24 protein-coding genes are annotated in these 21,369 nt (G+C 68.5%); 7 read left to right on the top strand and 17 right to left on the bottom strand.

What is annotated here, in order from left to right; genetic code table 11:
- Positions 1–80 precede the first annotated feature (80 nt).
- The 4 genes from P0D77_RS02360 to P0D77_RS02345 all read left to right on the top strand — a co-directional run bounded on the left by P0D77_RS02360 (position 81) and on the right by P0D77_RS02345 (position 5,243).
- Positions 81–1,769 carry an aldehyde ferredoxin oxidoreductase family protein gene (locus P0D77_RS02360; protein ID WP_277554559.1) on the top strand — a complete coding sequence of 563 codons (1,689 nt, stop codon included), beginning with the start codon at positions 81–83 and terminating at the stop codon, positions 1,767–1,769.
- A 10-nt stretch (positions 1,770–1,779) separates the two neighbouring features.
- Positions 1,780–3,237 carry an FAD-dependent monooxygenase gene (locus tag P0D77_RS02355; protein ID WP_277554558.1) on the top strand — a complete coding sequence of 486 codons (1,458 nt, stop codon included), beginning with the start codon at positions 1,780–1,782 and terminating at the stop codon, positions 3,235–3,237.
- Positions 3,238–3,518: 281 nt separating this feature from the next.
- Positions 3,519–4,757 (top strand): MBL fold metallo-hydrolase, encoded by a 1,239-nt coding sequence (locus P0D77_RS02350; protein WP_277554557.1) that lies wholly within the window; start codon positions 3,519–3,521, stop codon positions 4,755–4,757.
- Positions 4,758–4,820: 63 nt separating this feature from the next.
- A complete protein-coding gene (locus P0D77_RS02345) occupies positions 4,821–5,243 on the top strand; it encodes a hypothetical protein (RefSeq protein WP_277554555.1) in 423 nt (140 codons plus the stop codon).
- A 19-nt stretch (positions 5,244–5,262) separates the two neighbouring features.
- On the opposite strand, the gene P0D77_RS02340 is transcribed toward P0D77_RS02345, so the two are convergent.
- Positions 5,263–5,958 carry an SOUL family heme-binding protein gene (locus P0D77_RS02340; RefSeq protein WP_277554554.1) on the bottom strand — a complete coding sequence of 232 codons (696 nt, stop codon included), beginning with the start codon at positions 5,956–5,958 and terminating at the stop codon, positions 5,263–5,265.
- Positions 5,959–6,083: 125 nt separating this feature from the next.
- On the opposite strand from P0D77_RS02340, the gene P0D77_RS02335 reads away from it, so the two are divergent.
- Positions 6,084–7,466 (top strand): PQQ-dependent sugar dehydrogenase, encoded by a 1,383-nt coding sequence (locus P0D77_RS02335; protein ID WP_277554553.1) that lies wholly within the window; start codon positions 6,084–6,086, stop codon positions 7,464–7,466.
- A gap of 48 nt (positions 7,467–7,514) precedes the next feature.
- Here P0D77_RS02335 and P0D77_RS02330 read toward each other — a convergent pair whose 3' ends face one another.
- From P0D77_RS02330 to P0D77_RS02320, 3 genes are read right to left on the bottom strand one after another with little or no spacing between them, the layout of a single operon-like run.
- Positions 7,515–8,510, bottom strand: coding sequence for an oxidoreductase (locus P0D77_RS02330; RefSeq protein WP_277554552.1), 996 nt, complete (start codon positions 8,508–8,510; stop codon positions 7,515–7,517).
- A 44-nt stretch (positions 8,511–8,554) separates the two neighbouring features.
- On the bottom strand, positions 8,555–9,562 hold the full coding sequence (corA, locus tag P0D77_RS02325) for a magnesium/cobalt transporter CorA (protein WP_277554551.1): 1,008 nt from the start codon (positions 9,560–9,562) through the stop codon (positions 8,555–8,557).
- On the bottom strand, positions 9,559–9,765 hold the full coding sequence (locus P0D77_RS02320; RefSeq protein ID WP_277555842.1) for a hypothetical protein: 207 nt from the start codon (positions 9,763–9,765) through the stop codon (positions 9,559–9,561). The genes corA and P0D77_RS02320 overlap by 4 nt, the downstream gene beginning before the upstream one ends.
- 85 nt (positions 9,766–9,850) lie before the next feature.
- On the opposite strand from P0D77_RS02320, the gene P0D77_RS02315 reads away from it, so the two are divergent.
- Positions 9,851–10,270 (top strand): hypothetical protein, encoded by a 420-nt coding sequence (locus P0D77_RS02315; protein ID WP_277554550.1) that lies wholly within the window; start codon positions 9,851–9,853, stop codon positions 10,268–10,270.
- Positions 10,271–10,279: 9 nt separating this feature from the next.
- Here P0D77_RS02315 and P0D77_RS02310 read toward each other — a convergent pair whose 3' ends face one another.
- From P0D77_RS02310 to P0D77_RS02275, 8 genes are all read right to left on the bottom strand, one after another.
- On the bottom strand, positions 10,280–10,555 hold the full coding sequence (locus P0D77_RS02310) for a DUF5808 domain-containing protein (RefSeq protein ID WP_277554549.1): 276 nt from the start codon (positions 10,553–10,555) through the stop codon (positions 10,280–10,282).
- A gap of 178 nt (positions 10,556–10,733) precedes the next feature.
- Positions 10,734–12,344: a bifunctional N(6)-L-threonylcarbamoyladenine synthase/serine/threonine protein kinase gene (locus P0D77_RS02305; RefSeq protein WP_277554548.1), complete on the bottom strand. Its 1,611-nt coding sequence runs from the start codon at positions 12,342–12,344 to the stop codon at positions 10,734–10,736.
- A gap of 6 nt (positions 12,345–12,350) precedes the next feature.
- Entirely contained in the window at positions 12,351–12,659 is a 309-nt protein-coding gene (locus tag P0D77_RS02300) for a 30S ribosomal protein S24e (protein ID WP_277554547.1), read from the bottom strand.
- Between the two features lie 119 nt (positions 12,660–12,778).
- A complete protein-coding gene (locus P0D77_RS02295) occupies positions 12,779–13,312 on the bottom strand; it encodes a GTP-dependent dephospho-CoA kinase family protein (protein ID WP_277554546.1) in 534 nt (177 codons plus the stop codon).
- Positions 13,313–13,315: 3 nt separating this feature from the next.
- Positions 13,316–13,513, bottom strand: a complete 198-nt coding sequence (gene spt4, locus P0D77_RS02290; protein WP_277554544.1) for a transcription elongation factor subunit Spt4 — start codon at positions 13,511–13,513, stop codon at positions 13,316–13,318.
- Positions 13,513–14,091 (bottom strand): DNA-directed RNA polymerase, encoded by a 579-nt coding sequence (locus tag P0D77_RS02285; protein WP_277554543.1) that lies wholly within the window; start codon positions 14,089–14,091, stop codon positions 13,513–13,515. The genes spt4 and P0D77_RS02285 overlap by 1 nt, the downstream gene beginning before the upstream one ends.
- A gap of 1 nt (position 14,092) precedes the next feature.
- Entirely contained in the window at positions 14,093–14,485 is a 393-nt protein-coding gene (locus P0D77_RS02280) for a type II toxin-antitoxin system VapC family toxin (protein ID WP_277554542.1), read from the bottom strand.
- Positions 14,486–14,490: 5 nt separating this feature from the next.
- Positions 14,491–15,720: a translation initiation factor IF-2 subunit gamma gene (locus P0D77_RS02275; RefSeq protein ID WP_277554541.1), complete on the bottom strand. Its 1,230-nt coding sequence runs from the start codon at positions 15,718–15,720 to the stop codon at positions 14,491–14,493.
- A gap of 266 nt (positions 15,721–15,986) precedes the next feature.
- Between P0D77_RS02275 and P0D77_RS02270 the strand changes: the two genes are divergently transcribed.
- Positions 15,987–16,955, top strand: coding sequence for an NOG1 family protein (locus P0D77_RS02270; RefSeq protein ID WP_277554540.1), 969 nt, complete (start codon positions 15,987–15,989; stop codon positions 16,953–16,955).
- Positions 16,956–16,964: 9 nt separating this feature from the next.
- On the opposite strand, the gene P0D77_RS02265 is transcribed toward P0D77_RS02270, so the two are convergent.
- From P0D77_RS02265 to P0D77_RS02245, 5 genes are all read right to left on the bottom strand, one after another.
- Positions 16,965–17,357, bottom strand: coding sequence for an SHOCT domain-containing protein (locus P0D77_RS02265; protein ID WP_277554539.1), 393 nt, complete (start codon positions 17,355–17,357; stop codon positions 16,965–16,967).
- An 80-nt stretch (positions 17,358–17,437) separates the two neighbouring features.
- Complete coding sequence (locus P0D77_RS02260; RefSeq protein ID WP_277554538.1) at positions 17,438–18,190, bottom strand: SIMPL domain-containing protein; 753 nt, start codon at positions 18,188–18,190, stop codon at positions 17,438–17,440.
- A gap of 58 nt (positions 18,191–18,248) precedes the next feature.
- The gene (locus P0D77_RS02255; protein WP_277554537.1) at positions 18,249–19,589 is read right to left on the bottom strand and encodes a TIGR00341 family protein; all 1,341 of its coding nucleotides are present in this window, start codon (positions 19,587–19,589) and stop codon (positions 18,249–18,251) included.
- A gap of 83 nt (positions 19,590–19,672) precedes the next feature.
- Positions 19,673–20,398, bottom strand: coding sequence for a 5-formyltetrahydrofolate cyclo-ligase (locus P0D77_RS02250; protein ID WP_277554536.1), 726 nt, complete (start codon positions 20,396–20,398; stop codon positions 19,673–19,675).
- Positions 20,399–20,442: 44 nt separating this feature from the next.
- On the bottom strand, positions 20,443–21,324 hold the full coding sequence (locus tag P0D77_RS02245; RefSeq protein ID WP_277554535.1) for a hypothetical protein: 882 nt from the start codon (positions 21,322–21,324) through the stop codon (positions 20,443–20,445).
- Positions 21,325–21,369: the final 45 nt, after the last annotated feature.

Genomic DNA, 21,369 nt, shown 5'->3' with positions numbered 1-21,369 from the left:
TCTGTCGGGAGGCGGAAATGAGCGTGGGACGATTTCGGCCGCCGACGGGATTTACCACGCCCGCGGCCGAAGCCGTGGGTATGATTCACACGACTGGTCCGCTGTTGTCCGCCGACCTCTCGGCGCAGACGACGACCGAGGAGGACATCGACGACGTCCTCGCGGAGTTCGTCGGCGGCCGTGGCGTCGCCACCAAACTGGCGTTCGACCGCGTGCCGTTCGACGCGGACCCACTCGGCCCCGACAACCGGGTGTACCTGACGACCGGACCGCTCCAACACTCCACGATGAGTTTCACCGGACGGATGAATATGACCGCCGTCTCGCCGCTGACGGACGGTCTCGCCTCCTCGAACGCCGGTGGCTTCCTCTCGCGCAACTTCACCGGAACGGGCTACGCCGCCGTCGAACTCCGCGGCCAGAGCGACGTGCCGCTGGCGGTCCACGTCCGCGAGGACGGCGTCACCTTCGAGGAAGTCCCCAACCTCGCGGGTGCGGAGGTCCCCGAAGTCAGCGAGTGGGCGGCCACCGAACACGATCTCGACCCCGAACACCTCGCGTGTATCGGCCCCGCCGGAGAGCACTTGGTCCGCTACGCCTGCGTGATGACCAGTGAGACGCGCGCGTTCGGTCGCACCGGCCTGGGCGCGGTCCTCGGCAGCAAGAACGTGAAGGTGCTCACCTTCGACGGCGACGCGGAAGCAGACGTCGACATCGACCCAATTCAGGTGGACGTCCACCGCGAGGCCGCTACCTCTGACCACATTATGAAGCGGCAGGGGACGACCAGCGTCACCGAGTACGCCAACGAGGTGGAGGCGTTGCCGACGGACTACTTCTCGGCACTCTCGTTCGACGGCGTCGAGGGCATCTCGGGCGACGCGGTGGAGTCGAAGAAGTACAAGAAGGGAACCTGCTCGCAGTGTGCGTTCGCGTGCAAACTCCCGACGAGAGACGAGGCGGCGGGCGTCGAGACGGAGGGGCCGGAGTTCGAGACGGTGATGGCGTGGGGGTCGAACCAACTCGTCGACGACGTCGTCGAGGTGATGAAGGCGAACGACCTGTGTGACCGCCTCGGCGTCGACACCATCTCCGCGGGCGACACCGTCGCCGCCTACCTCACGAGCGAAGACGACCTCCCCAACCCCGAACGCGCCCGCGACGCACTTCGGAAGGCGGCGTATCGCGAGGGTGACCTCGGTGACCTTCTCGCCGAGGGCGTCCACCGCGCCGCCCCCGAGTTGGGCGTCGAGGACTGGTCGGTCAAGGGTCTGGAGTTCGCCGCCCACGACGGCCGGACGCTCAACGGGCAGGGCCTCTCGTTCGCCACGTCGAACCGCGGGGCCGACCACATGTACGCCAGTTTCTACTCGAAGGAGTATCCCCTCGTCGACAAATCACAGGCCGTCGACAAGCGCGGCCTCGACGGGAAGGCCCCGATGGTCGCGCGGGCGGAGAACCACAACGCCCTGCTCGATTCGGGCGTCGTCTGCAAGTTCTCGCGCGACTTCATGACCGAGGACCGACTCGGGGCGTTGCTCGACGCCGACTACGACGACCTCCTGGCGGTCGGCGCGCGCGTCGTCGAACTGGAGCGAGCGTTCAACAACCGCCGCGGCTTCGACCGCGCGGACGACACCCTCCCGTACGACCTGCCGGGGTTCGAGGACGCCCTCGACGCCTACTACGAGGCGCGCGGGTGGCGAGCGGACGGCGTCGTCCCCGGACTCGGCGAGACCGGCTCCGACCCCGCGACGGCGGACGACTGAGGGGGTCACGATGGCCGAGCACACCGACGGTCGGCCTGATACCGACGACCGACCGAACACCGGCGACACGGTCGACGCCTCGGCTCCGGACCGGACGGTCGACGCCTCGGCTCCAGACCGGACGGTCGACGCCTCGGCTCCGGACCGGACGGTCGACGCCTCGGCTCCAGACCGGACGGTCGACGCCGACGTGGTGGTCGTCGGCTGTGGTCCCGGCGGGGCGGTCCTCTCGTACCTCCTCGCGCGGAGCGGCGTCGACGTCGCTCTCGTCGAACGCGAGTCGACGTTCCAGCGCGAGTACCGCGGGTTCGGCTGGAACCCCGGCGTCGTTCGACTGTTCGACGAGATGGACCTGCTGGCGGACGTCCTCGCTCTCGCACACGAGACCGTCACCGACGGCTCGTTCTCGCTGTACGGTCGCCGGGTGTCGGTCCTCGACTTCGACCTCCTCGACACCGACTACCCGTACGCGCTGTTGATGGAGCAGCCAGCGCTGCTCGAACTGCTCGTCGACCGCGCGAGCGCGTACGAGGGGTTCGACTTCTACCCGAGCACGACCGTCACGGACCTGTGGACCGACGAGAACTCCGGGGACCGGGACGCCGTTCCGGTCGGTGGCGTCGTCGCCCGCGACCGCTCGGCCGACGAGACGGTCGGGTTCGAGGGCCGGTGCGTCGTCGGCGCCGACGGCCGCTACTCGGCGGTCCGCGAGCGCGCCGGAATCGGCGCGGGACTGTTCGACTCGCCGATCGATCTCGTCTGGTTCAAACTCCCGTCGGGCGCGGTCGAGACCGACACGCAGGGACAGATCGCCCGCGACGGCGTGCTCGTGCACTTCGGACTCGGGGCCGGTGAACTCCAGGTCGGCTACCCGATCCACGCGGGGACGTGGTCGGCGATCCGCGAGTCCGGGTTTCCGGCGTTCCGCGAGCGGGTCGCCGCGGTCGACCCGGGCGTCGCCGCCGCGATGGCGGCACACCTCGACGGCTTCGCCGACACCACGCTGCTCGACGTCGCCCCCGGACTCGCGCCCGAGTGGACCCGCGACGGACTCGTGTTGCTCGGGGACGCCGCACACGTCGCCAGCCCGCTCGGCGCGCAGGGGAACCCCCTCGCCGTCGAGGACGCGGTCGTCGCACACGACCGACTCGTCCGTGCGCTCGACGGTGCGACGGGCCAGCACGGGTCGGTCGAAGGCGACGGCCCGCTCCCTCGTTCGTGTCTCCGCGCGTACGAGGCCCGGCGCCGGCCGACCGTCGAGCGCGTGATCGGTCTCCAGCGTCGTGCCGCCGACAACCTCGCGTTCTGGCTCGAGTACGGTCGGTACGTTCCTCCGCCACTCGTCCGCGGAGCGACGGCACTCGCCGGCGCGGTCGTTCCCCGCTCGGGGCTGCTCCGGCGCGCGGTCGAGTCGTTCGCGCTCGGCGACCGGAGCGTCAGCGTCGCCCGCGAGCAGTTCGTTGACTGAGGTGGTCGTCGCTCGCGACTCCGTGGGACCGCACGGTCGCGCGGTCACCGCTCGGTAGCGCGTCGTCTCCGAGGGTCCGCTTTCACCACTGATAGTTGCGGCCGAACGGTTATCAGCAGCAGACGCTGGTCGTCTGTATGAACACGAAGCGGATGTCGACTATCTCGATCGGCGCACTGATCGTGATGGCGGTGGGAGCTGGGGCACTGGTCGCGGTGCAGGTGTTCTGAGGCGTCACCGAACCGACGGAGCCAACCCCGTCGAGACGCTTCTCACGCCCGATGGAGATTCAGTTTCTCGGCGGTGCCCGCGAGGTGGGGCGCTCCGCGGTCCTCGTCGACGACGCCCTCCTCCTCGATTACGGCACGCTGACTGCCGACCCGCCGCAGTATCCCGTTGGTCGCCCGGAACCGGACGCAATCGTCGTCTCGCACGGCCACCTCGACCACGTCGGGCAAGTTCCGGCACTCCTCCGCGGCGACCGCCGCCCGCCGATTCACTGGACGCCGCCGACGAGCGAACTCGCTCGCGTCCTCGCGCGTGACACGCTGAAACTCCGCGGCTACGACTGCACGTTCACGGAGAACCACGTCCAACGACTGGGCGAGGTGGAACAGCGCCACGGCTACCGAGCGCCGTTCACCGTCGCCGCCGGCGGCACCGACTACGAGGTCACCTTCTACAACGCCGGACACATCCCCGGCAGCGCGCACGTCCTCGTCGACGACGGTGACACGCGACTCTGCTACACGGCGGACTTCCACACCGACGACACCCGCCTCCTCTCGGGGTCGACCGCGCGGCCGGACGCGGACGTGGTCATCTGTGAGAGCACCTACTCCGACGTGACCCACGAGGACCGTGCCAGCGTCGAGGAGCGATTCGTCGAGACGGTCCGCACTACCCGCTACGAGGGTGGAACCGCGCTGATTCCGGCGTTCGCCATCGGGCGGACGCAGGAGGTGTTGTGCGTGCTGGCGGACAGCGAGATTCGGCCGTATCTCGACGGGATGGGGCAGCGTGTCACCGACATCGTCCGTCGCCACCCCGAGTTCGTGCGCGACCCGGACCTCCTGAAGCGGGCGAAATCCGGCGCACGGTACGTCACCGGGAGCGATGGCCAGCGAGAGCGCATCGCCGCCGACAACGAGGCCATCGTCACCACCTCGGGAATGGTCTCTGGCGGCCCGGTGATGCGGTATCTCCCGATGCTGCGGTCGGACCCGACGAACCGGGTGCTGCTCACCGGCTACCAGGTCGAGGGGACGAACGGCCGGCAGTTGCTCGAACACGGGCGCTGTGACCTCGACGGCGGCGTCGTCCCCGTCGCCGCCCGCGTGGAGTTGTTCGACTTCTCGGCGCACGCCGACCGCGACGGCCTGCGTTCGTTCCTCGACTCGTATCGCGACGCGACGGTCCTCGTCAACCACGGCGACCGCTGTCCGGCGTTCGCCGAAGAACTGCGCGGCGAGGGATTCGACGCGAGCGCCCCGGAACTCGGGGAGCGAGTCGTCGTCTGAGGTGTCAGTCCCCTCGTCGTTTCCGCCGTAACGTCCAACTCGCGCTGGCCCGTTCGATCCCTCGTGCCCGGCGGCGACGACGACATCGACCCGGAGGCCGTCCTCGAACGCCGCGAGCGACGCGTCTCGCGGCAGGGGCACGCGGCGGTGGCGGGAGCGCTGACGGTCGCCGCGTCGGCGGCGACCGTGCTGGCGTTCCTCACGGCGACCGGTCGAATCGCCGTCACTGGGGCACTCCCGGTGTTCTCGGTGGCGGGTGTGGGAGCGCTCGGCGGCGTGTTGCTCAACGGCTCGCTGATCAAGCGCGTCGACGACCCGGCGCGGTGGTTCCGTCGCGTGGTCGGCACGATTCTCGTCGCGGCGGCGGTGCTGTTCGCGGCGGCGTACGCTCTCGGTGGCAGGTTCTCCGGGGCGACGCTGGTGCTCGCGGCGGTGTTCGCCGTCGCGTGGTTCGGCGGCGTGGCAGTGACCTGGCGGTTCCGGTGAGCGGTCGCGACCGGCCGACTCAGGTCGCGGCCGCCGACTCCACTTCGACGGCCACCTCGTTGCGCCGGAGGAACGGGAGCGTCCCCGGCGCGTCGTAGCCCATGTAGAACGGCTCGCCCGCCAGCGGCACCGACGCTTCCGATAGCGTCGCTTCGAGACGGTTCACTTCGCGTTCGAGACGGCGCTCGGTGGGCCGCCACGAGAAGCGCCTGACGGCGAGCGTTCGCTCCGGCACCGCGACGATGGTCACGTCCTCGTCGGTCGGTCGTGGGGCGGACTCGGCGTCGTACTCCTCGGGGAGGTAGAAGGCCATCCGGACGCCGTCGGCGTCGCCATTGCTGTCGCTGCCGGCGGCCGTCATCGGGATGCGACGGTCGCCGCCGCTGACCTCGACGGGCGCGGTCATCGGGATTGCGACGCCGTTGCTGCCCTCGTCGCCGTCACCGATCTTTACGGGCGCGGTCATCGACAGGTCGGCGTCGGCGTCGTTCGCGCCGGAGATGTAACGGAACAGCCGTCCGAACGCCTCGCGGCGACTGTCGGCGACCGTCTCCGCGAGGACCGTCGGCGGGTAGCGCCGGAGGTCCACGTCGCCGATACGAGCGACGACGGTGTACGGCACCGTCTCCGTCGTGTAGCGTTGGTACTGGTTCCACAGCGCGAGGGCACCGACGACGCCGCCGACGCCGAGGAGGAGCGAGGTGGTTCGCTTCATACTGGTCGTTCGCGCTCAACGGATATGGCTGTTCGCTCGGTCGCTGCCACCGTCGCTCGCGCGACTCTCCAGCGCTCACCGGAATCCGGCGACGCCTATTCCCCGCTGTAGCGCCTCTCGTCTGTATGGTTCGATTCGACGGCACTCCGCTGACCGACCGCCGCGCGTTCCTCCGGCGCGTCGGCGCGACGGGCACGCTCGCGACGGTCGGCATCGCTGGCTGTGTCGGCGCGCCGGGGACCGCCGGCAACGACGGGACCGGTGGGGGGAGTGGGAGCGACAGCGGGACGGCCGAGACAGACACTGCAGACGACGAATTCGGCCCCGAAACGCTCGCGACCGAGGTCGTCGCGGACGGCTTCGCCGCACCGCTCGGCCTCGAAGCGCCGCCGAACGTCGACGGCCGCCTGTACGTCGTCGACCAGCGCGGGACGGTGACGGTCGTCGACGGCGACGACCGCGCCACGTTCCTCGACGTGCGCGACCGGATGGTCGACCTCGGTGGGGGCTACTCCGAACAGGGACTGCTCGGTCTCGCGTTCCATCCCGAGTTCCCCGACGAGGACCGCGTGTACGTCCGATATAGCGCCCCGGGCCGCGACGGCACACCCAGCGGGTACAGCCACACGTTCGTCCTCTCGGAGGTCCGGGCGACGCCCGATGCCGCCGACTTCGACACCGAGCGCACCCTACTGGAGGTGCCACAGCCACAGGGCAACCACAACGCGGGGTCGGTGACGTTCGGCCCCGACGGACTGCTGTACGTCGGCGTCGGCGACGGCGGCGGTGGCGGCGACCGCGGCACCGGCCACGTCGACGACTGGTACGACGCACTCGACGGCGGCAACGGGCAGGATATCACCGAGAACCTCCTCGGCAGCGTCCTCCGCATCGACCCACTGGGCGGCGACGACGTCGGCGTCGACGGCGACGGCGACCCGTACGCGATCCCCGAGGACAACCCGCTCGTCGGCGGTGAGGGCCTCCCCGAGCAGTTCGCGTGGGGCTTCCGCAACCCGTGGCGCTTCTCGTTCGACCGCGAGACGGGCGAGTTCCTCGTCGCCGACGTGGGACAGAACGCGTGGGAGGAGGTCAATCGCGTCGAATCGGGCGGCAACTACGGCTGGAACGTCCGCGAGGGCTTCCACCCGTTCGACCGCGACTCCGCGCCGACGGAGACGCCCGACGGCGACCCCCTCATCGACCCGGTGCTGGAGTACCCGCACTCCGGCGACGGCGTGTCTGGTATCTCTGTCATCGGCGGGTACGTCTACCGTGGCGACGAGATTCCGGCGCTCGAGGGGACGTACCTGTTTGCAGACTTCCGCCCCGGCGGCGACCTGTTTCTCGCGGACCCGCAAGAGGAAGGCCGCTGGCCGACCCGGACGGTCGAGACGGCGGGGTTGGGCCGGAGCGTCCTCTCGTTCGGTCAGGGGCCGGACGGCGAACTGTACGTCTGCACGACCGGCGACGACGGCGGCGCAGTGTCGCGAATCGTCGCGGAGTGACTGCGAACCTCACACGTCGGTCGTCGCAGGTGGGCCGACGCGGGTCGCTCAGTCGTCGGCGGTCGCGCTGTCGGCCGTGTCGCTCTCGTCGGTCGCTGCGGTGTCGGCGTCGTCGCCTGCGAACTCGTAGTCGACGCCGGTGAGGTCGCTCGACACCTCCCACAGACGCGCTGCAGTCGCCTCGTCGTACGACCGCTCGCTCGACCGCTGTCGCTCGGGCGCACCGCGTGCGTTCATAAAACCGCCGGGGCCGACGTACTCGCCGGCGACATCGTCGGCGACGGCCGCGTACAGCATCGGCCACGCGCCACGTTCGGCCGACTGTGCGAACAGGCCGTTGGCCGCTTTCATCAGCAGGCGCTTCAGTTCCGACCCCTCGGCCTCTGGACCGCGTCGCTGGAGGTTCGTCGCCGCCCAGCCGGGGTGACAGACGGCGCTCGTCACGTCGTCGATGCCAGCGGCGTCGAGGCGGCGCTGGAGTTCGTAGCCGAACAGGACGTTCGCGAGTTTGCTCTGGGCGTACGCCTCCCACTTGTCGTAGGATCGCTCGCCGTGCAGGTCGTCGAAGTCGATATCGCCGCGTTCGTGGACGGCGCTCGACTGCGTGACGACTCGTGCCTCGCCGTCGCTCGCGCGGAGGGCGTCGAGGAGGCGACCCGTGAGCGCGAAGTGGCCGAGGTGGTTCACGCCGAACTGCGTCTCGAAGCCGTCGTGCGTCTCGGTGCGGGGAATCGCCATCACGCCCGCGTTGTTGCAGAGGATATCCAGCGGTCCCTCCCAACCGTCGGCGAACGCCGCCACGGAGTCGAGGTCCGCGAGGTCGAGTTCTTGCACCTGCATCTCACCGGGGAGGCGCGACTCCGTGCGTTCGATGTCGGCGACGGCCTCCTCGCCGCGGTCGACGCTGCGGCACGCGAGCGTCACGTCCGCGCCGACACGGGCGAACGCCCGCGTCGCTTCCTTCCCGATGCCGCTGTTAGCCCCGGTCACGACGACGCGCGTGCCCGTCATCTCGGGGAGGTCGGCCGCAGTCCAGTCGGTCATAGGCGTGATACGTGCGGTCCGGGCGTAAACCCCGCGGCGGCCGGTCAGAGCCACCCCTCACGGCGGAAGTACGCTACGAGGACCACGGTGATGCCTGCCATCCCGAGCATCGTCGCGTGGTAGGCGTACGGCCACGACAGTTCCGGCATCGACTGGAAGTTCATCCCGAACACGCCCGCGACGAACGTGAGCGGCAAGACGACGGTGGCGACGACGGTGAGGCGACGCATCACCTCGTTGGTCGACTGCGAGAGCGTGTTGAGGTAGATGTCGCGCGCACCTGACGTCAGGTCGCGATACGTCTCGGTCAACTCGACCAACTGGACGACGTGGTCGTACACGTCGCGGTAGTACTTCTCGGTCGACTCCGAGACGTGGTCGGCGTCGCCCCGCGAGAGGGGATTCACTGCGTCACGCGTCGGCCACACTACCCGGCGCACGGAGAGCAACTCCCGCCGGAGGTCGTTGATGACCGAGAGCGTGTCGGGGTCCGGCGCGTCGATGACGCGTTCTTCGACCGTCTCGATGTCGTCCTCCAACTCGTCCAACAGCGCGAAGTAGCCGTCGACGACGCGGTCGGCGACGAGATAGCCCGCGAAGTCCGGGCCCCGGCCCAGCGCCCGTCGTTCCGCGCCTGTGAGGCGGTTCCAGACGGGTTCGACCGCGTTGGCGCCACCGTTCGTCACGGTCACCAGCCAGTCGTCGCCGACGAACACGCCGACAGGTTGGGTGCGTATCTCCTCGAGGAACGTCGTCTCGCCGACGCGAAATCGGGCGGCTTTGAGGAGGAGGAAGGTGTACTCCTCGAGCAGTTCCGACTTGGGCCGAACGTCGCCTGTCACGTCCTCGACGTGGAGCGGGTGGATCCCGAAGCGGTCGGCGACCGTCGCCACCTCTCCGGTCAGTTTCGGCGGACCGTTCCCCTCGGCCGTCGCTCGCGACTCCGCTTCGATGTCGACCCACACCCACGTCGTTCCCGGTGCGGCCACGGCCTCGTCGGTCGCCTCGAACGTCGACGCCTCGCTGTCCGTGTACGACATCGCGCGGATCATCGCGGCGCGTCACCTCCGTCTGTCGCGTCGGCGTCGTCGGGTGCGCTCGGCTCGCGGCCGTAGGTGACGGTCGCAAGCGCGATGCCGACCATCAGCCCCACGAGCGACGCTTCCCGGCCAGGGTACGCGGCGACGACGCCGACGAGATAGCCCACGGTCGACAGCGCTGTCAGCGCGGCCGCCGCGAGGAACGTCTGGTCCATACCCCGGTTTGCATCGCCGAGTCTCCTAACCATTCGGGCGGGAACGCGCGCAACAGACTTCTCCCTCGCTCACATAGTACACGGTATGGCAGTCGACGACACTGGGACGGACGTCCCTGAGTTGGCCCCCGCGGAGATGGACGCCCTTCACTCGATCCAACTGGGGATCGAACACGCCTATCGCGCGTACGCAGACCTGTTAGCGTGTCACCACCGCACGGGACACGCGATGGACCGATTCGCGGAGGCCGAACGGTTGCTGCGCGAGGCGGGGCACGACGAGTACGCCGACCGCATCCGCGACGACCTCCTGCCCGCGGGCGCGGTCGAGGACCGCTGGACGTACGAACTCGTGACGGAGTATCGAGGCGGACTCGTGGAGGAACTCGACGCCTTCGAGACGGCGATCAGAGACGACCTCGCGGAGGGCGTCGACCACGTCTCGGAGCGGCTTCAACAACAGGCGTGGCGCGCCCGCGCCAGATCCGAGGAGTGGAAGCGGTAACGACCGCGCTCAGTCGTCGTCGACGACGACTTCGACTGGCTCGGACTCCTCGGAGGCCTCGCCGTCGCGGCTCGACCGTTCGAGGTACAGCATCACGCCGGCGACGAGGAGGACGACCCACGAGCGCCAGTTCGCGAGATTGAGCGTGTACCCGATGCCGAACGGCTTCGTCACGAGCATCCCCTTGCCGGGCTGCCAGTACGAGGAGAGCAGGCGGCCGACGCTCGGACGCTCGAAGTTGTAGGGGATGCCGAAGAGTTCGCCAGACTGCGGTTTGTCTGCCATACACCTGACAACGATCCGGTGAGATAAATGGTTTTGCCCACGTTCGCGGTCCCCGCGAACGTTCATCTCAGATGGCGACACAGTCGTTCCGATGCGCTGACCGAACCCACGCGCCGGGAAGCGGGTGTGCGGCCCGACGGTGTGTGCGCGGAGTCGAGACCAGGGCCGCCTGTCAGCCCTACTGGTAGCGACCGCGTCCCTCGACGCCGCGAAGCCGCGCCAACACCTCCTCGTCGCCGACCTCACGGTAGCCCGCTTCGACCGCGTCCACGAGCGGATCGGCGTCGCGTGCGGTCCCCTGCACCGACTGCTCGAACACGTGGAGGTCCATCGCGTAGTCTTCGACGTGGTCGGAGGAGAACCCGAGGCCGAAGTCGATGAGAGACAGTCGCTCGGCCTCGCTTTCCACCCGGACGTTGCGCGTCGTCGGGTCACCGTGGACGATACCCGCCTCGTGGAGTCTGGCGAGGTGTCCGCCGACCGTGCGGGCGCGGTCGGGCGTCAGCGCGGCCGCTAGGTCGCAGTCACCGACGTACTGCATCGTCAGCGTCGCCTCGGAAACGTCCACGTCGTGTACGAGCGGCGTCGGCACGCCCGCCTTCCGCGCCGACGCGAGCAGACGCGCCTCTGCGACCGTCCGATCGCGACGCAGCGTCGCGTCGAGTTCGGGGTGGCGGTACGCCTTCGGGAGCCGTCGCTTCACCACCTCCGCGCCGCGAATCTCGACGGTCGCCTCCGCGCCACGTAGGTCGGCGTCGCCGGGGGCGGGGACGCGCGCGACCGACTCGCCCTCGCGCCACGTCACCGGCACCTGATCCGGGCGGAAGTTGGCGTCGATAGCGGAGTCCGCAATAGCGATAGTGTCGCCAGCGGCGGCCATCTTCGCGCCCAACACCGCGATCATCCCAGCGTTGTCGCGGAGGAAGCGCGGTTCCGGCGCGTGGAACTCGGCCCCGCGCTGCTCGCACATCGCCGCGAGCATCTCTCGTAGGCGGGCGTTCTGCCCGACGCCGCCGCCGAGGACGAGTTCGTCCGTCCCCGTGAGCGACAGCGCTCGCTCGCTCACCTCCGTCAGCATCGCGAAGACGTGCTCTTGCAGAGAGAAACAGACGTCTTCCACAGGAACGCCGTCGTCGTAGGCGGCCTTCGCCGCGGACATAATCCCGGAGAAGGAGAAGTCCATCCCCTTCACGACGTACGGCAACTCGACGAACTCGCCGTCTTTTGCGTGAGATTCGATCTTCGGGCCGCCAGGGTGACTCCACCCGACGTGTCTGGTGAACTTGTCGAGAGCGTTGCCGACGCCGGTGTCCATCGTCTCCCCGAGCACGCGGTAGCGCCCGTCGTGAAAGCCCAGCAGGTGGGCGTTCGCGCCCGAGGCGTTCAGACAGACGGGCGAGTCGAAGCCCGCGCGGTGGCGACCGATCTCTAAGTGGGCGACCATATGGTTGACGCCGACGAGTGGCACGTCGAGCGACCCCGCCAGCGCACGGGCGGCGGTCGCGACGATGCGGAGACACGGCCCAAGTCCGGGGCCGCGAGAGAAGGCGACAGCGTCGACTGGCGGTTCGTCTCCGGTACGGTCGTCGTACTCGTCGCGAGCGTGTTCGAGCGCCGTCTCGATGACTTGCGGGATGGCGTCGCCCATATGCTCGGCGGCCTCGCGTGGGTGAATGCCGCCGCTGTCGGGTTCGTAGGCGTCGGATTCGATGAAAACGGCGTCGGTCTCGGCGTCGAACACCGCGGCGCTGGCGCACCAGGCGGTTCCCTCGACGCCGAGGACGCGCATCCGGCGTTACGCTTCCTCTGCTTCCGCGTCCTCGTCGCCAGTGATGGCGTTCCGCTCGAGGACGTAGTCCTGTTCGATGTCGGCGGCGTGTTCGGCCGTCTCGTACACCTTCGCGTAGCCGACGGTCTTGCGCATCCCGAACTTCGTGTCCAGTTCCTGGATGACGACCTCGTCGGAGCCCTTGTCGAGTTTCGCCGCCAGCGAGTCGCGGACCTGCAGTCGCGCGGGCGTTGCTTCGTCGTGCTGCACCTCGAACCGGACGTCCGTCCGGTGGAGCATGGGGTTCTCCTCCTCGGAGATGATGTCGATGTCCATGGTTCAGTTGTCCGTACGTCCACCCGAGAGCCGGAAAAGGATTTCGAAGGGTGCGTACGGCGGTTTTCCGCCGGCGTTCGACCGGTGTGACCGACCCACGGGCGGCCGGTCGTGCCCGGCTACGCGTCGACGCCGAGCGCCGACAACGCCGCCGCGGTGTCGCCGTCCATCCGCGAGAGGAGGTCGCGTGCGTGTGCTCGCGACTCGGCGGTCACGTCGACGAGCACCATCCCCTCGTCGGGCTGGCCGTAAACGACGCTCGCGCCGTCGGGCGCGGCGACGACCGCGGGGACGGTCGCGAGGTCCTCCTCGCCGGTGACGTGAATCACGACAGGCTCATCGGCCGCGAGCGCCGCTGCGAGCGCCTCGAACATCGCGCGCGAGAGCGTCGCTGGGTTGTTCTCCACGTCGATCCGGCGGTTGCCACCGTCGAGAACGGCGGCGATCTCCTCACCGACGGCCTCCCGCTTGGTCTTCCCGTCGATGACGGCGACGTCGGGGTCGCGGCCGGCGACGCGGAGGTGGTAGGTGACGACGTCGCCGACGGCGACGATGGGGTCGCCCGCCTCCGAGAGCAGTCGCTCGGTGTCGGTGTACACCGGCCCGAGCGGATCCTTGAACGCCCCGCGAAGTGAGTCCGGGAGCGTCAGCATCCCTTAGCGGACCTTCAGGGCGTAACTGCCGGCCTGGCTCACGTTCATCTCCGGCGCAATCTCCGACTGCTCGGGGTGCGTGATGATGACGTATCCGGCCCAGTCCTCCGTCAGCGACGAGGACCCGCAGTTCTCACACGTCTGGTTGTCGGGTTCGTTGACGAAGTGGCACTCGCGACAGGCGAGGCGGTCCTCCGCCATCAGTTACCCTCCGCCGGGGCCCCCTCGGCCCGCCGCCGCACGTCGGCTTCGAGCCACTCGTGCTTGCCGAGTCCCGGCTGTTTCGCCGTGAGCCCGATCTTCGAGTCGCGGGGGTTGCGCTCGTCGATGCTCTTCGTGACGATGCGCACGCGGACGGGGTCTTCGACGCCGAGCGTTCGATCAGACTCCGTCGACGCGAGCTGCTGGTTCTCGCCGTCGTACGCGAGGTATTCGTCGGAGATCTGCGAGACGTGCAGGAGGCCGTCGACGGGGCCGATGCCGACGAAGGCACCGAACTCGACGACCTCGACGACGTTGCCGTCGACGACTTCCTGCATGTCCGGATCGAAGGTGACGGCGTCGAACTCCGCCTGGTAGTACACGCCCGGTCTGTTCGGGAGGACGGCACCGTCGCCGATGTCGTGGACCTCCGTGACGCTGACGACGCTACCAACGTCTTCGTCCATCCGCCCTTCCAGTTTGTCCTGCAACAGTTTGCGAACGCGGTCGCGGCTCACGTCCGCCAGGTGCTCCGGCGGAACCTCGACCGTGTCCTTGAGTCGTACCCGTTTGTACATGCTATGGTTCTGTTATCGCGAGTGTGTTCGCGCCCCTTAAACCGATTACGCGTACGCCCCGAGCGAGGAGGCGCTCGCGCAGGGGGCGGTCGTTCGTGACGACGTAGCCGTCGAATTCCGCCTCGGAATCGCCCGAGGTGAGTTCGACGACCGCGTCGTCGGCGTACGATTCCGTCGTCTCGACCACCCGGCACCGCTCGACGAGGTCACGGCCTACGGACGCCGCCGTGGCCGCCTCGCCAGCACCCGCCGCGAGTTTCTCCAACTCGGCGACGACCGCTTCGGGGGCGATGAGTTCCGGGTCGTCCAGGAGACGGTCGAGTTCCTCGAACACGCGAACGTCGCACTCAACCGGCATCATGAGCGCGTTGGTGTCGAGCACGACCGTCGTCACCGTCGTTACTCTCTGAGGGTTCCCACGCCGATGAGACGCCAGCGAGCGCCCATCCGGCGGTTGATCGCGATCTTTGCGCCCTCGTCGGCACACACCGGACGCTTGAGGTTGACCTCGCACTCGTCGTCGCGCGCGCTCGTCACCGCGCCGACGGTCGTGGCGGTCCCGACCGTGAGCATCAGCGGCTCACCGGTGGATATCTCCTCGACCTCGCCTTCGCCGACGACGCGGTCGAGCAGTTCGACCTCCATCTCGAAGCCGTTGCGCGTCGGCGGGAGCGTCCCCGGTTTCCCGGCGACCTGTCCTGCGAGCGCGTCACCCTTCGTCAGGCTGGGGTCCAGTCCCGTCCCGACGCCGAGCAGTCCACCCGGGCCGACTTCGTCGGCGGGGTTGCCGCCCGCCTGCAGCGAGCGCACGGAGGTCTCGATGGAGTGGTACTCCGAGGAGCCGCCCTCCTCGACCTCGCGGCCGGGGCGCAGTTCGATCTCGTCGCCTTTCGAGAGGGTGCCCTGTGCGAGCGACCCGCCGATGACGCCGCCCAGCAGGTCCTTCGCCTTCGTGCCGGGGCGGTTGATGTCGAACGAGCGGGCGGTGTACATCCGCGCCGGGAGCGACTCGTCGCGCTCGGGCGTCGGGATGTTCTCCTCCAGCGCCTGAATGACCAGGTCCACGTTGACGCCCTGCTGGGCGCTGACGGGGACGACCGGGGCGTCCTCTGCGACGGTGCCCTCGACGAACTCCTGGATCTGCTCGTAGTTGTCGCGGGCACGCTCGTCGTCGACGAGGTCGACCTTGTTCTGTGCGATGACGATGTTCTCGATGCCGATGATGTCGAGCGCCATAAGGTGCTCTTCGGTCTGCGCCTGCGGCACGTCTTCGGTGGCGCTCACGACCAACACGGCGCCGTCCATAATGGACGCGCCGGACAGCATCGTCGCCATCAGCGTCTCGTGGCCCGGTGCGTCGACGAACGAGACGGTCCGTAGGACCTCGGTCTCGACGTCGTGCTCCGGGCACGTCTCCTCGACAGTGTAACACTCGGGCTCGTCGCACTCTGGGCACCGACGCAACGTCGCGTCGGCGTACCCCAGTCTGATGGAGATACCGCGTTTCATCTCCTCGCTGTGCTGGTCGGTCCAGTCGCCAGACAACGCTTGAACGAGCGTCGTCTTCCCGTGGTCGACGTGACCGACGAGTCCGATGTTCACCTCCGGTTGTGTTTTCTCCGTCACCATGGGCCTCCGAGAGTAATCTCGTTGGAACTTCGCCGCGTGCGCTTGATAAAGGTGCTGTTACGGGGACGGGGGCCGAGGCGTGCGTGTCGTTGTGTTTCAGGCCCCGCCGCGACCCCTCATTTCGGGTGGAACGCCCGCACGGAGCGCCGCCGCCCGATGCCGTCGTCGGATTCGCGGCCGATCCCACTGTGAACGCCGCACAGACGCGCCGAAACCCGAACGAACGGGCTTATACGCGGTCGTCGTCAATGTCCAGCCAACTGACTATGACGTTCGAAGACCTCCCCACGACTCCCCGCGCGGAGGAACTCCTCGACAAGGCGTTCTCCCGTGCTTCGCGAACCGGCCGTGCGAAAGACGGCTGGGACGCCCAGGAGTCGATGCTGATCACTGCCGCGAACATCCTCTCTGACAACCTCGCCAACGTCTCCACCTCTTGGCCCGACTTCGAGTTCGAGGTCGAACCCTTCTACTACGAACTGGCCGACGCCGTCGTCGACGTCGACGAGTTGCGACAGGCGCTCTCGGAGGTGAACTGGGCCTCCCGTCAGATCGACGAACTCCGCTCGGAGTACCAGGCGAAGATGCGCCGCTCCGGCGTCGAGACCGCGCGCAAGCACCGCAAGCAGGCGTTCGCCCGGATGGCCGACATCCTCGACGAGATCGAAGACGACCTGCTGACCGTCGGCGAGGCGCGTGACGCCCTGAAGACGCTGCCCGACATCCGCCCGGACGAACCCGCCCTCGTCGTCGCGGGCTACCCCAACGTCGGCAAGTCGTCGTTCGTCAACCACGTCACCCGCGCCTCCAACGAGATTGCGTCGTACCCGTTCACGACGAAGGCGGTCCAGATCGGCCACTTCGAGCGTGACCGCATCCGCTACCAGATCATCGACACGCCCGGCCTCCTCGACCGCCCGGAAGAGGACCGCAACGGCATCGAACGGCAGGCCGTCTCCGCGCTGACGCACCTCGCGGACGCCGTCCTGTTCGTCGTCGACGCCTCCGGCGACTGTGGCTACCCACTGGAGGCGCAGTTGGAGTTGCTCGCGGAGGTCCGCGAGCGGTTCGATGCGCCCGTCCTCGTCGTCTGTAACAAGAGCGACCGCTCGACCGACGTCGAGGCGGACGCGTACATGAGCATCACCGAGAACGAGAACGTCGACGAGGTGTTACAGATGGCCGTCGACGCTGTCGGCTTCGAACCGGACCTGCCGACGCGCGGCGAGAACTGACGCGGCCGCTCAGTTTGACTCTCGAAGGCGGGTGTGTTCGCCGTCGCCGTCGCGTTCTGCGCTCCGTTCGTCCGCGTCGAGCAGTCGGTCGAGTCGCGCTTCGAACTCCTCGTCTCCGATCTCACCGTCCGCGTAGCGGCGCTTGAGTCGCTCGACGGGGTCATCCTCGGTGTCTCCATCGTCAGCGTCGTCGCCGGAACCGACGCCACGAAGTCGGAGCCACCGGCCGACGACCCACGCACCGAAGACGGCAAGCACGGCGACCGAGACGCCGCCCGCGACGTTCGCGGAGACGCGGCCGACGTACCACAGCGCTGCGACGATGACGACCGTGTCGACGCCGAACGCGAGGAACAGACCGAGCATCGCGCCGGTGACGAGTCGCGGGGAGGAGTCGCTCATCGTCGATCTGTCGGTGATCGGGGACTTGGGACTTCCGCTCGTGAGTTTCGGGCGGTTGAAAAACGGGATACGCGAGGCGCTTACTCCAGTTCGTACGTCACCGTCACCGACGCGGTGACGGTCACGGGTCCGGGTTCGAAGGAAGTGCTTCCCCCCGCGTCGGCGGCGGTCTCGTAGGCGACACGGCCGTCGTACGGCTGGTATCCCGCGGAGCCGACCTGCATCGACAGTTCGGTGCCGACCGAGCGGTCGGCCGCGCCGGCGACCGTCTCGGCCGTCGTGCGAGCGTCGTTGACGGCAGCGGCGAGCGCCTCGCTGCGCAGTTCCGCGCGCTTCTCGTCGCTCAGGGTGAACTGAACGCGGTCGACGCTGGTCGCGCCGTTGTCGACGGCGAGGTCGACGGCGCTGCCGGCGTCGTCGGGCGTCGTCTCGAACTGGAGGGCGTGGTACGCACGGTAGCCGACGAGTTGGCGCTCCTCACCGCTGTAGTCGTACTCGGGAGACAGGCGGAACGCGACCGTCTGTACCTCGTAGCCCGCCTCGGTGAGGGCGTCCCGGAGGCCGTTCACTTGCTCGGCGACTTGTGACCGCGCCTCGGTCGCTGTCTCGGCGGTCACTTCGACGGCGACACCGACGACCGCGCGGTCGGGACTAGCGCTGATTGTTGCGCTGCCACCGGCAGTGACCGTGTTCACGCTCGCATCGGTTCCGTTCGTGTTCCCGTTCGTCTGTGTCGTCGTGGCCGCCGGTGCGTTGCCAGCGAAGCCGGCACAGCCAGCGAGGACGAGCATCGCGGCGACGACGACCGCAGGGAGGGTTTTCGTTCGATCCATACTTGCAACTCGCTCGCTCAGCGCATTAAGCTGGCTTACACACAAACGCCGATTTGTGTTATGTGCCGTCGTTGCCGCCGTTGCCGTCGACGCGCCCTTCTTCGACGACGAGGTAGCGGACGGACACCTCGACGGTCGCGGCGTCCCCGATGCCAAAGGGCGCGCTGGCGTCGTCAGCGAGACTGTCGCTAAGCCGGTCGGCGATCCGGGGCGGTGTCTCACCTGGCGGGTGGCCGACAGTCACTGTCACCGCGGTCGGCTGGCGGAACGGGAAGCCGCCGTACGTCACCTCCACGTCGAGCACTCGGCCGTCGCCGTCGAGGAGCGCTTCCGCCTCGGCGTGGGCGGCGGTCTCGAACTGCGCGCTCTCGAAGGAGGCGACCGTCACGCCCGCAAGGACGCCCGTCGCGAGGAGGATGCCGACGCCGAGGATGCCCACTCGCTTGAGCGTCGTCGCTCGCGCCTCGTCGAGTTGCCAGAACTGCTCCGGGCGGTAGCCTTTGTACCACAGCGTGCCCAGCGCGGCGAAGTTGATCGAGATGAAGTTGACGAGGACGAGCAACGCCGCGCCCGACACCGCCGCCGGCGCTCCCCACGCGATGCCGATGCCGACGACGGCCGTCGGTGGAACGAGCGCCGCCGCGATCATGACGCCGACGAGCGCCGAGGAGACGCCCGACGACAGCGAGAGCGCGCCCGCGACGCCCGCCCCCAGCGCGATGGGTAACGAGAGCACGTCCGGCGCGAGGCGTTCGCGCACCTCGGGCACGGCGAACACCTCGGTCGCAGAGAACGGAACGATCATCCCGTACCGGAGGATGGCGGCGAAGGCGGTGGCGCTCCCCACGGCAAGGAAGCCGCCGAGTACCTGCAAGCGGACGCCACGGCGGAACAACTCGTCGTCATCGAGGACGGTGCCGACGCTGGCGGCCATCGCTGGGCCGATGAGCGGCGCGATGACCATCGACCCGACGACGACGGCCGCCGAGTCGAGCAACAAACCCGCGGTGGCGACGACCGCGCTGATGACGGTCAGCGTCGCGAACGCGGTGAGTCGCGGGGCCATGTCGGTCGCTCGCGCAGCCAACTCCTCGCGGGCGATGCGGTCGCCGTTCCCCTCGTCCTCGTCGACGTACCGCTCCTCCAACTCCTCGTAGCGGTTGGAGACGACGGTTTCGGCGTCCAGCACGACGGTGTAGGCGTCGCGTTCCAGCCCCGCCTCGCGGAGCGATTCGAGGATGGGTTCGACCGCCTCAGTCGGTAGTGGGAACGAGACGACGGCGGTGTAATCGCGGCCGCTCGTCTCGTCGGACATGACGTAGTCGATGCCCTCCTCGTCGAGCGTCGCCAGCACCGTTTCGCGCTTGCCCGCGGGCACCATCACCTGGACGAGTCGCACGGCCGTTCCTCACGGAGCGGCCAGTTATAGCCGACGGACATCGGCGCTGCGGGCGGTCCGGTCTCCTCTTCTACTACACGCCGTCACTCGGGTCGAAGTCGCTGCAACACCGGAATCGACGCCAGTTTCTCGTCTGGAAGGGCGTTCCAGTCGACGCCCGCGGGTCGGGCGGGCGCGTCGCCGTCGCGGTACTCGGCCGTTCTGATCGTTCGCTCGGGAGTACAGATCAGGTCTACCGGCACGTCGTGGGCGTCCAGTTTCACCTCGTCGTCGTCGACGACCTGCATCTCGTGGACCGTCGTCGCAATCGTCGTCTCCGTGTCGACGGCACCCAGTTCCGACAGCACCGCGAACTCCAGGTCCGCGAACCCCTCGCCTTTCCCGACGCGGCCGCCCGCTTCGGTGACGGCGACGCTCCCCGACACGACGAGGTCGATGTGGGGAACCTCCTCGGGACCGACCGGGACGCCGTGTTTCGAGGAACCGGATACGGTCGTCGCGTCGTCGATGTCGGGCACTTCCTCGGGCGACAGGCGAAGGAATGGGTGCTCTTCACGGAGCCTTGGGACGGCCATATACACGGTCTTGCCCGCGCGGAGAGCGGCGCGACGGACGGGCAACTGTGGCGCGTCGGGGTTCGCCTTGACGGCGTCCGCCGCGGTCCACTCGTCAGTGGCCGTCAGGCGGTCGCAGGCGGCGTCTGAGCCCGCGAAGTTGGGGATGCGGCCGTGCGGCGGGAACGGGAAGCGGGCCTCGCCGGAATCCTCCAACGTGGTCCAGATGCGTTCGCGGAGGGGCTGTTTGTCCATAGGACTGGCTCGACCGGCGAGGACTTGGGAGCGTCGCTGCGGAGTTATGCGAACAGCCCGACTCGTCGCCATCGGAACAACAGGTACCCGATAGCACCGGGAACGGTGACGAGCATCGCGAGCGAGACGACCATCGTACTCAGGTGGGTGACGGCGAGTGCCCCGACCAAGAGGCGGTTCGGCTGCCAGACGTCCGCCTCGCGCAGACGCTTCGCGTCCAACCACAGGCACACGGCGAATATGGGTGCGGTGACGAACAAGAACAGAATCGAGACGACAAGGTACAGGCCACCCACGAGACTCACGACCGCCGATGTGCTTCCAGGAGTCACACCCACCGGATTGAAGGGCCCGGTGACGAGGGCGGCGACGACAGCGAATACTGCGTACAGGGAGACGGTTCCGGCGACGCCGTACCACCAGCGACTGATCGGACGGTCGTACCCAGTGTCGGCGTCGACCTCACCGGCTTCGGTGTCGTCACCGCGTCCCGACGCACCGAGGTCGATGCCGTTGTCTGTGGTGTCGGTCACGTCGACTGTGTCGAGCGAATCGGGGGCTGGTGCTGTCGCGTCGCGGTCGAAGCGACGCCAGAGGTAGACGACCCCAATCGGAACCATCAGTGACGCACTCACCGTGGCGAGGCCGAGTACAGGCAGGAGTAATCCGCCGACACCCCACGCCCACGGGTTCGGCGTCCACGAACCGCCGGCGTCGCGAACGGCACGCGCGTCGAAGAACAGCGACCCAGCGAACACGGGGATCAGCAGTAGTCCGATGACCACCGTGAACGCGAATCCGAGCGCGACGGGCGCTGATCCGGGAGTGAGGCCGCCGAACGCTCGCAGGGCGGCGATCCCTCCGTGTCCAAGCAGTTCCAATGCGGGGGGAATGGCGATGCCGTACCACCACTTCGAGTCGCTCACAATCTGTCGTCAGACCGATCGGAGTAAAGTGGTCCGACCGACCCG

Origin of the sequence: Halobaculum limi (assembly GCF_029490015.1) — an archaeon.
Classification (GTDB): domain Archaea; phylum Halobacteriota; class Halobacteria; order Halobacteriales; family Haloferacaceae; genus Halobaculum; species Halobaculum limi.
The sequence above is the reverse complement of the archived record's forward strand: the minus strand, read 5'-3'. Positions and strand labels throughout refer to the sequence as shown.

Coding starts and splice junctions, on each gene's coding strand:
- P0D77_RS02330 (WP_277554552.1), bottom strand. CDS start 8,510: ATGACCGACTGGACTGCGGCCGACCTCCCCGAGATGACGGGCACGCGC.
- spt4 (WP_277554544.1), bottom strand. CDS start 13,513: ATGGCGGAGGACCGCCTCGCCTGTCGCGAGTGCCACTTCGTCAACGAA.
- P0D77_RS02265 (WP_277554539.1), bottom strand. CDS start 17,357: ATGAGCGACTCCTCCCCGCGACTCGTCACCGGCGCGATGCTCGGTCTG.
- P0D77_RS02260 (WP_277554538.1), bottom strand. CDS start 18,190: ATGGATCGAACGAAAACCCTCCCTGCGGTCGTCGTCGCCGCGATGCTC.
- P0D77_RS02250 (WP_277554536.1), bottom strand. CDS start 20,398: ATGGACAAACAGCCCCTCCGCGAACGCATCTGGACCACGTTGGAGGAT.
- P0D77_RS02275 (WP_277554541.1), bottom strand. CDS start 15,720: ATGGTGACGGAGAAAACACAACCGGAGGTGAACATCGGACTCGTCGGT.
- P0D77_RS02360 (WP_277554559.1), top strand. CDS start 81: ATGATTCACACGACTGGTCCGCTGTTGTCCGCCGACCTCTCGGCGCAG.
- P0D77_RS02320 (WP_277555842.1), bottom strand. CDS start 9,765: ATGGACCAGACGTTCCTCGCGGCGGCCGCGCTGACAGCGCTGTCGACC.
- P0D77_RS02335 (WP_277554553.1), top strand. CDS start 6,084: ATGGTTCGATTCGACGGCACTCCGCTGACCGACCGCCGCGCGTTCCTC.
- P0D77_RS02340 (WP_277554554.1), bottom strand. CDS start 5,958: ATGAAGCGAACCACCTCGCTCCTCCTCGGCGTCGGCGGCGTCGTCGGT.
- P0D77_RS02300 (WP_277554547.1), bottom strand. CDS start 12,659: ATGGACATCGACATCATCTCCGAGGAGGAGAACCCCATGCTCCACCGG.
- P0D77_RS02315 (WP_277554550.1), top strand. CDS start 9,851: ATGGCAGTCGACGACACTGGGACGGACGTCCCTGAGTTGGCCCCCGCG.
- P0D77_RS02310 (WP_277554549.1), bottom strand. CDS start 10,555: ATGGCAGACAAACCGCAGTCTGGCGAACTCTTCGGCATCCCCTACAAC.
- P0D77_RS02270 (WP_277554540.1), top strand. CDS start 15,987: ATGACGTTCGAAGACCTCCCCACGACTCCCCGCGCGGAGGAACTCCTC.
- corA (WP_277554551.1), bottom strand. CDS start 9,562: ATGATCCGCGCGATGTCGTACACGGACAGCGAGGCGTCGACGTTCGAG.
- P0D77_RS02285 (WP_277554543.1), bottom strand. CDS start 14,091: ATGTACAAACGGGTACGACTCAAGGACACGGTCGAGGTTCCGCCGGAG.
- P0D77_RS02295 (WP_277554546.1), bottom strand. CDS start 13,312: ATGCTGACGCTCCCGGACTCACTTCGCGGGGCGTTCAAGGATCCGCTC.
- P0D77_RS02355 (WP_277554558.1), top strand. CDS start 1,780: ATGGCCGAGCACACCGACGGTCGGCCTGATACCGACGACCGACCGAAC.
- P0D77_RS02350 (WP_277554557.1), top strand. CDS start 3,519: ATGGAGATTCAGTTTCTCGGCGGTGCCCGCGAGGTGGGGCGCTCCGCG.
- P0D77_RS02305 (WP_277554548.1), bottom strand. CDS start 12,344: ATGCGCGTCCTCGGCGTCGAGGGAACCGCCTGGTGCGCCAGCGCCGCG.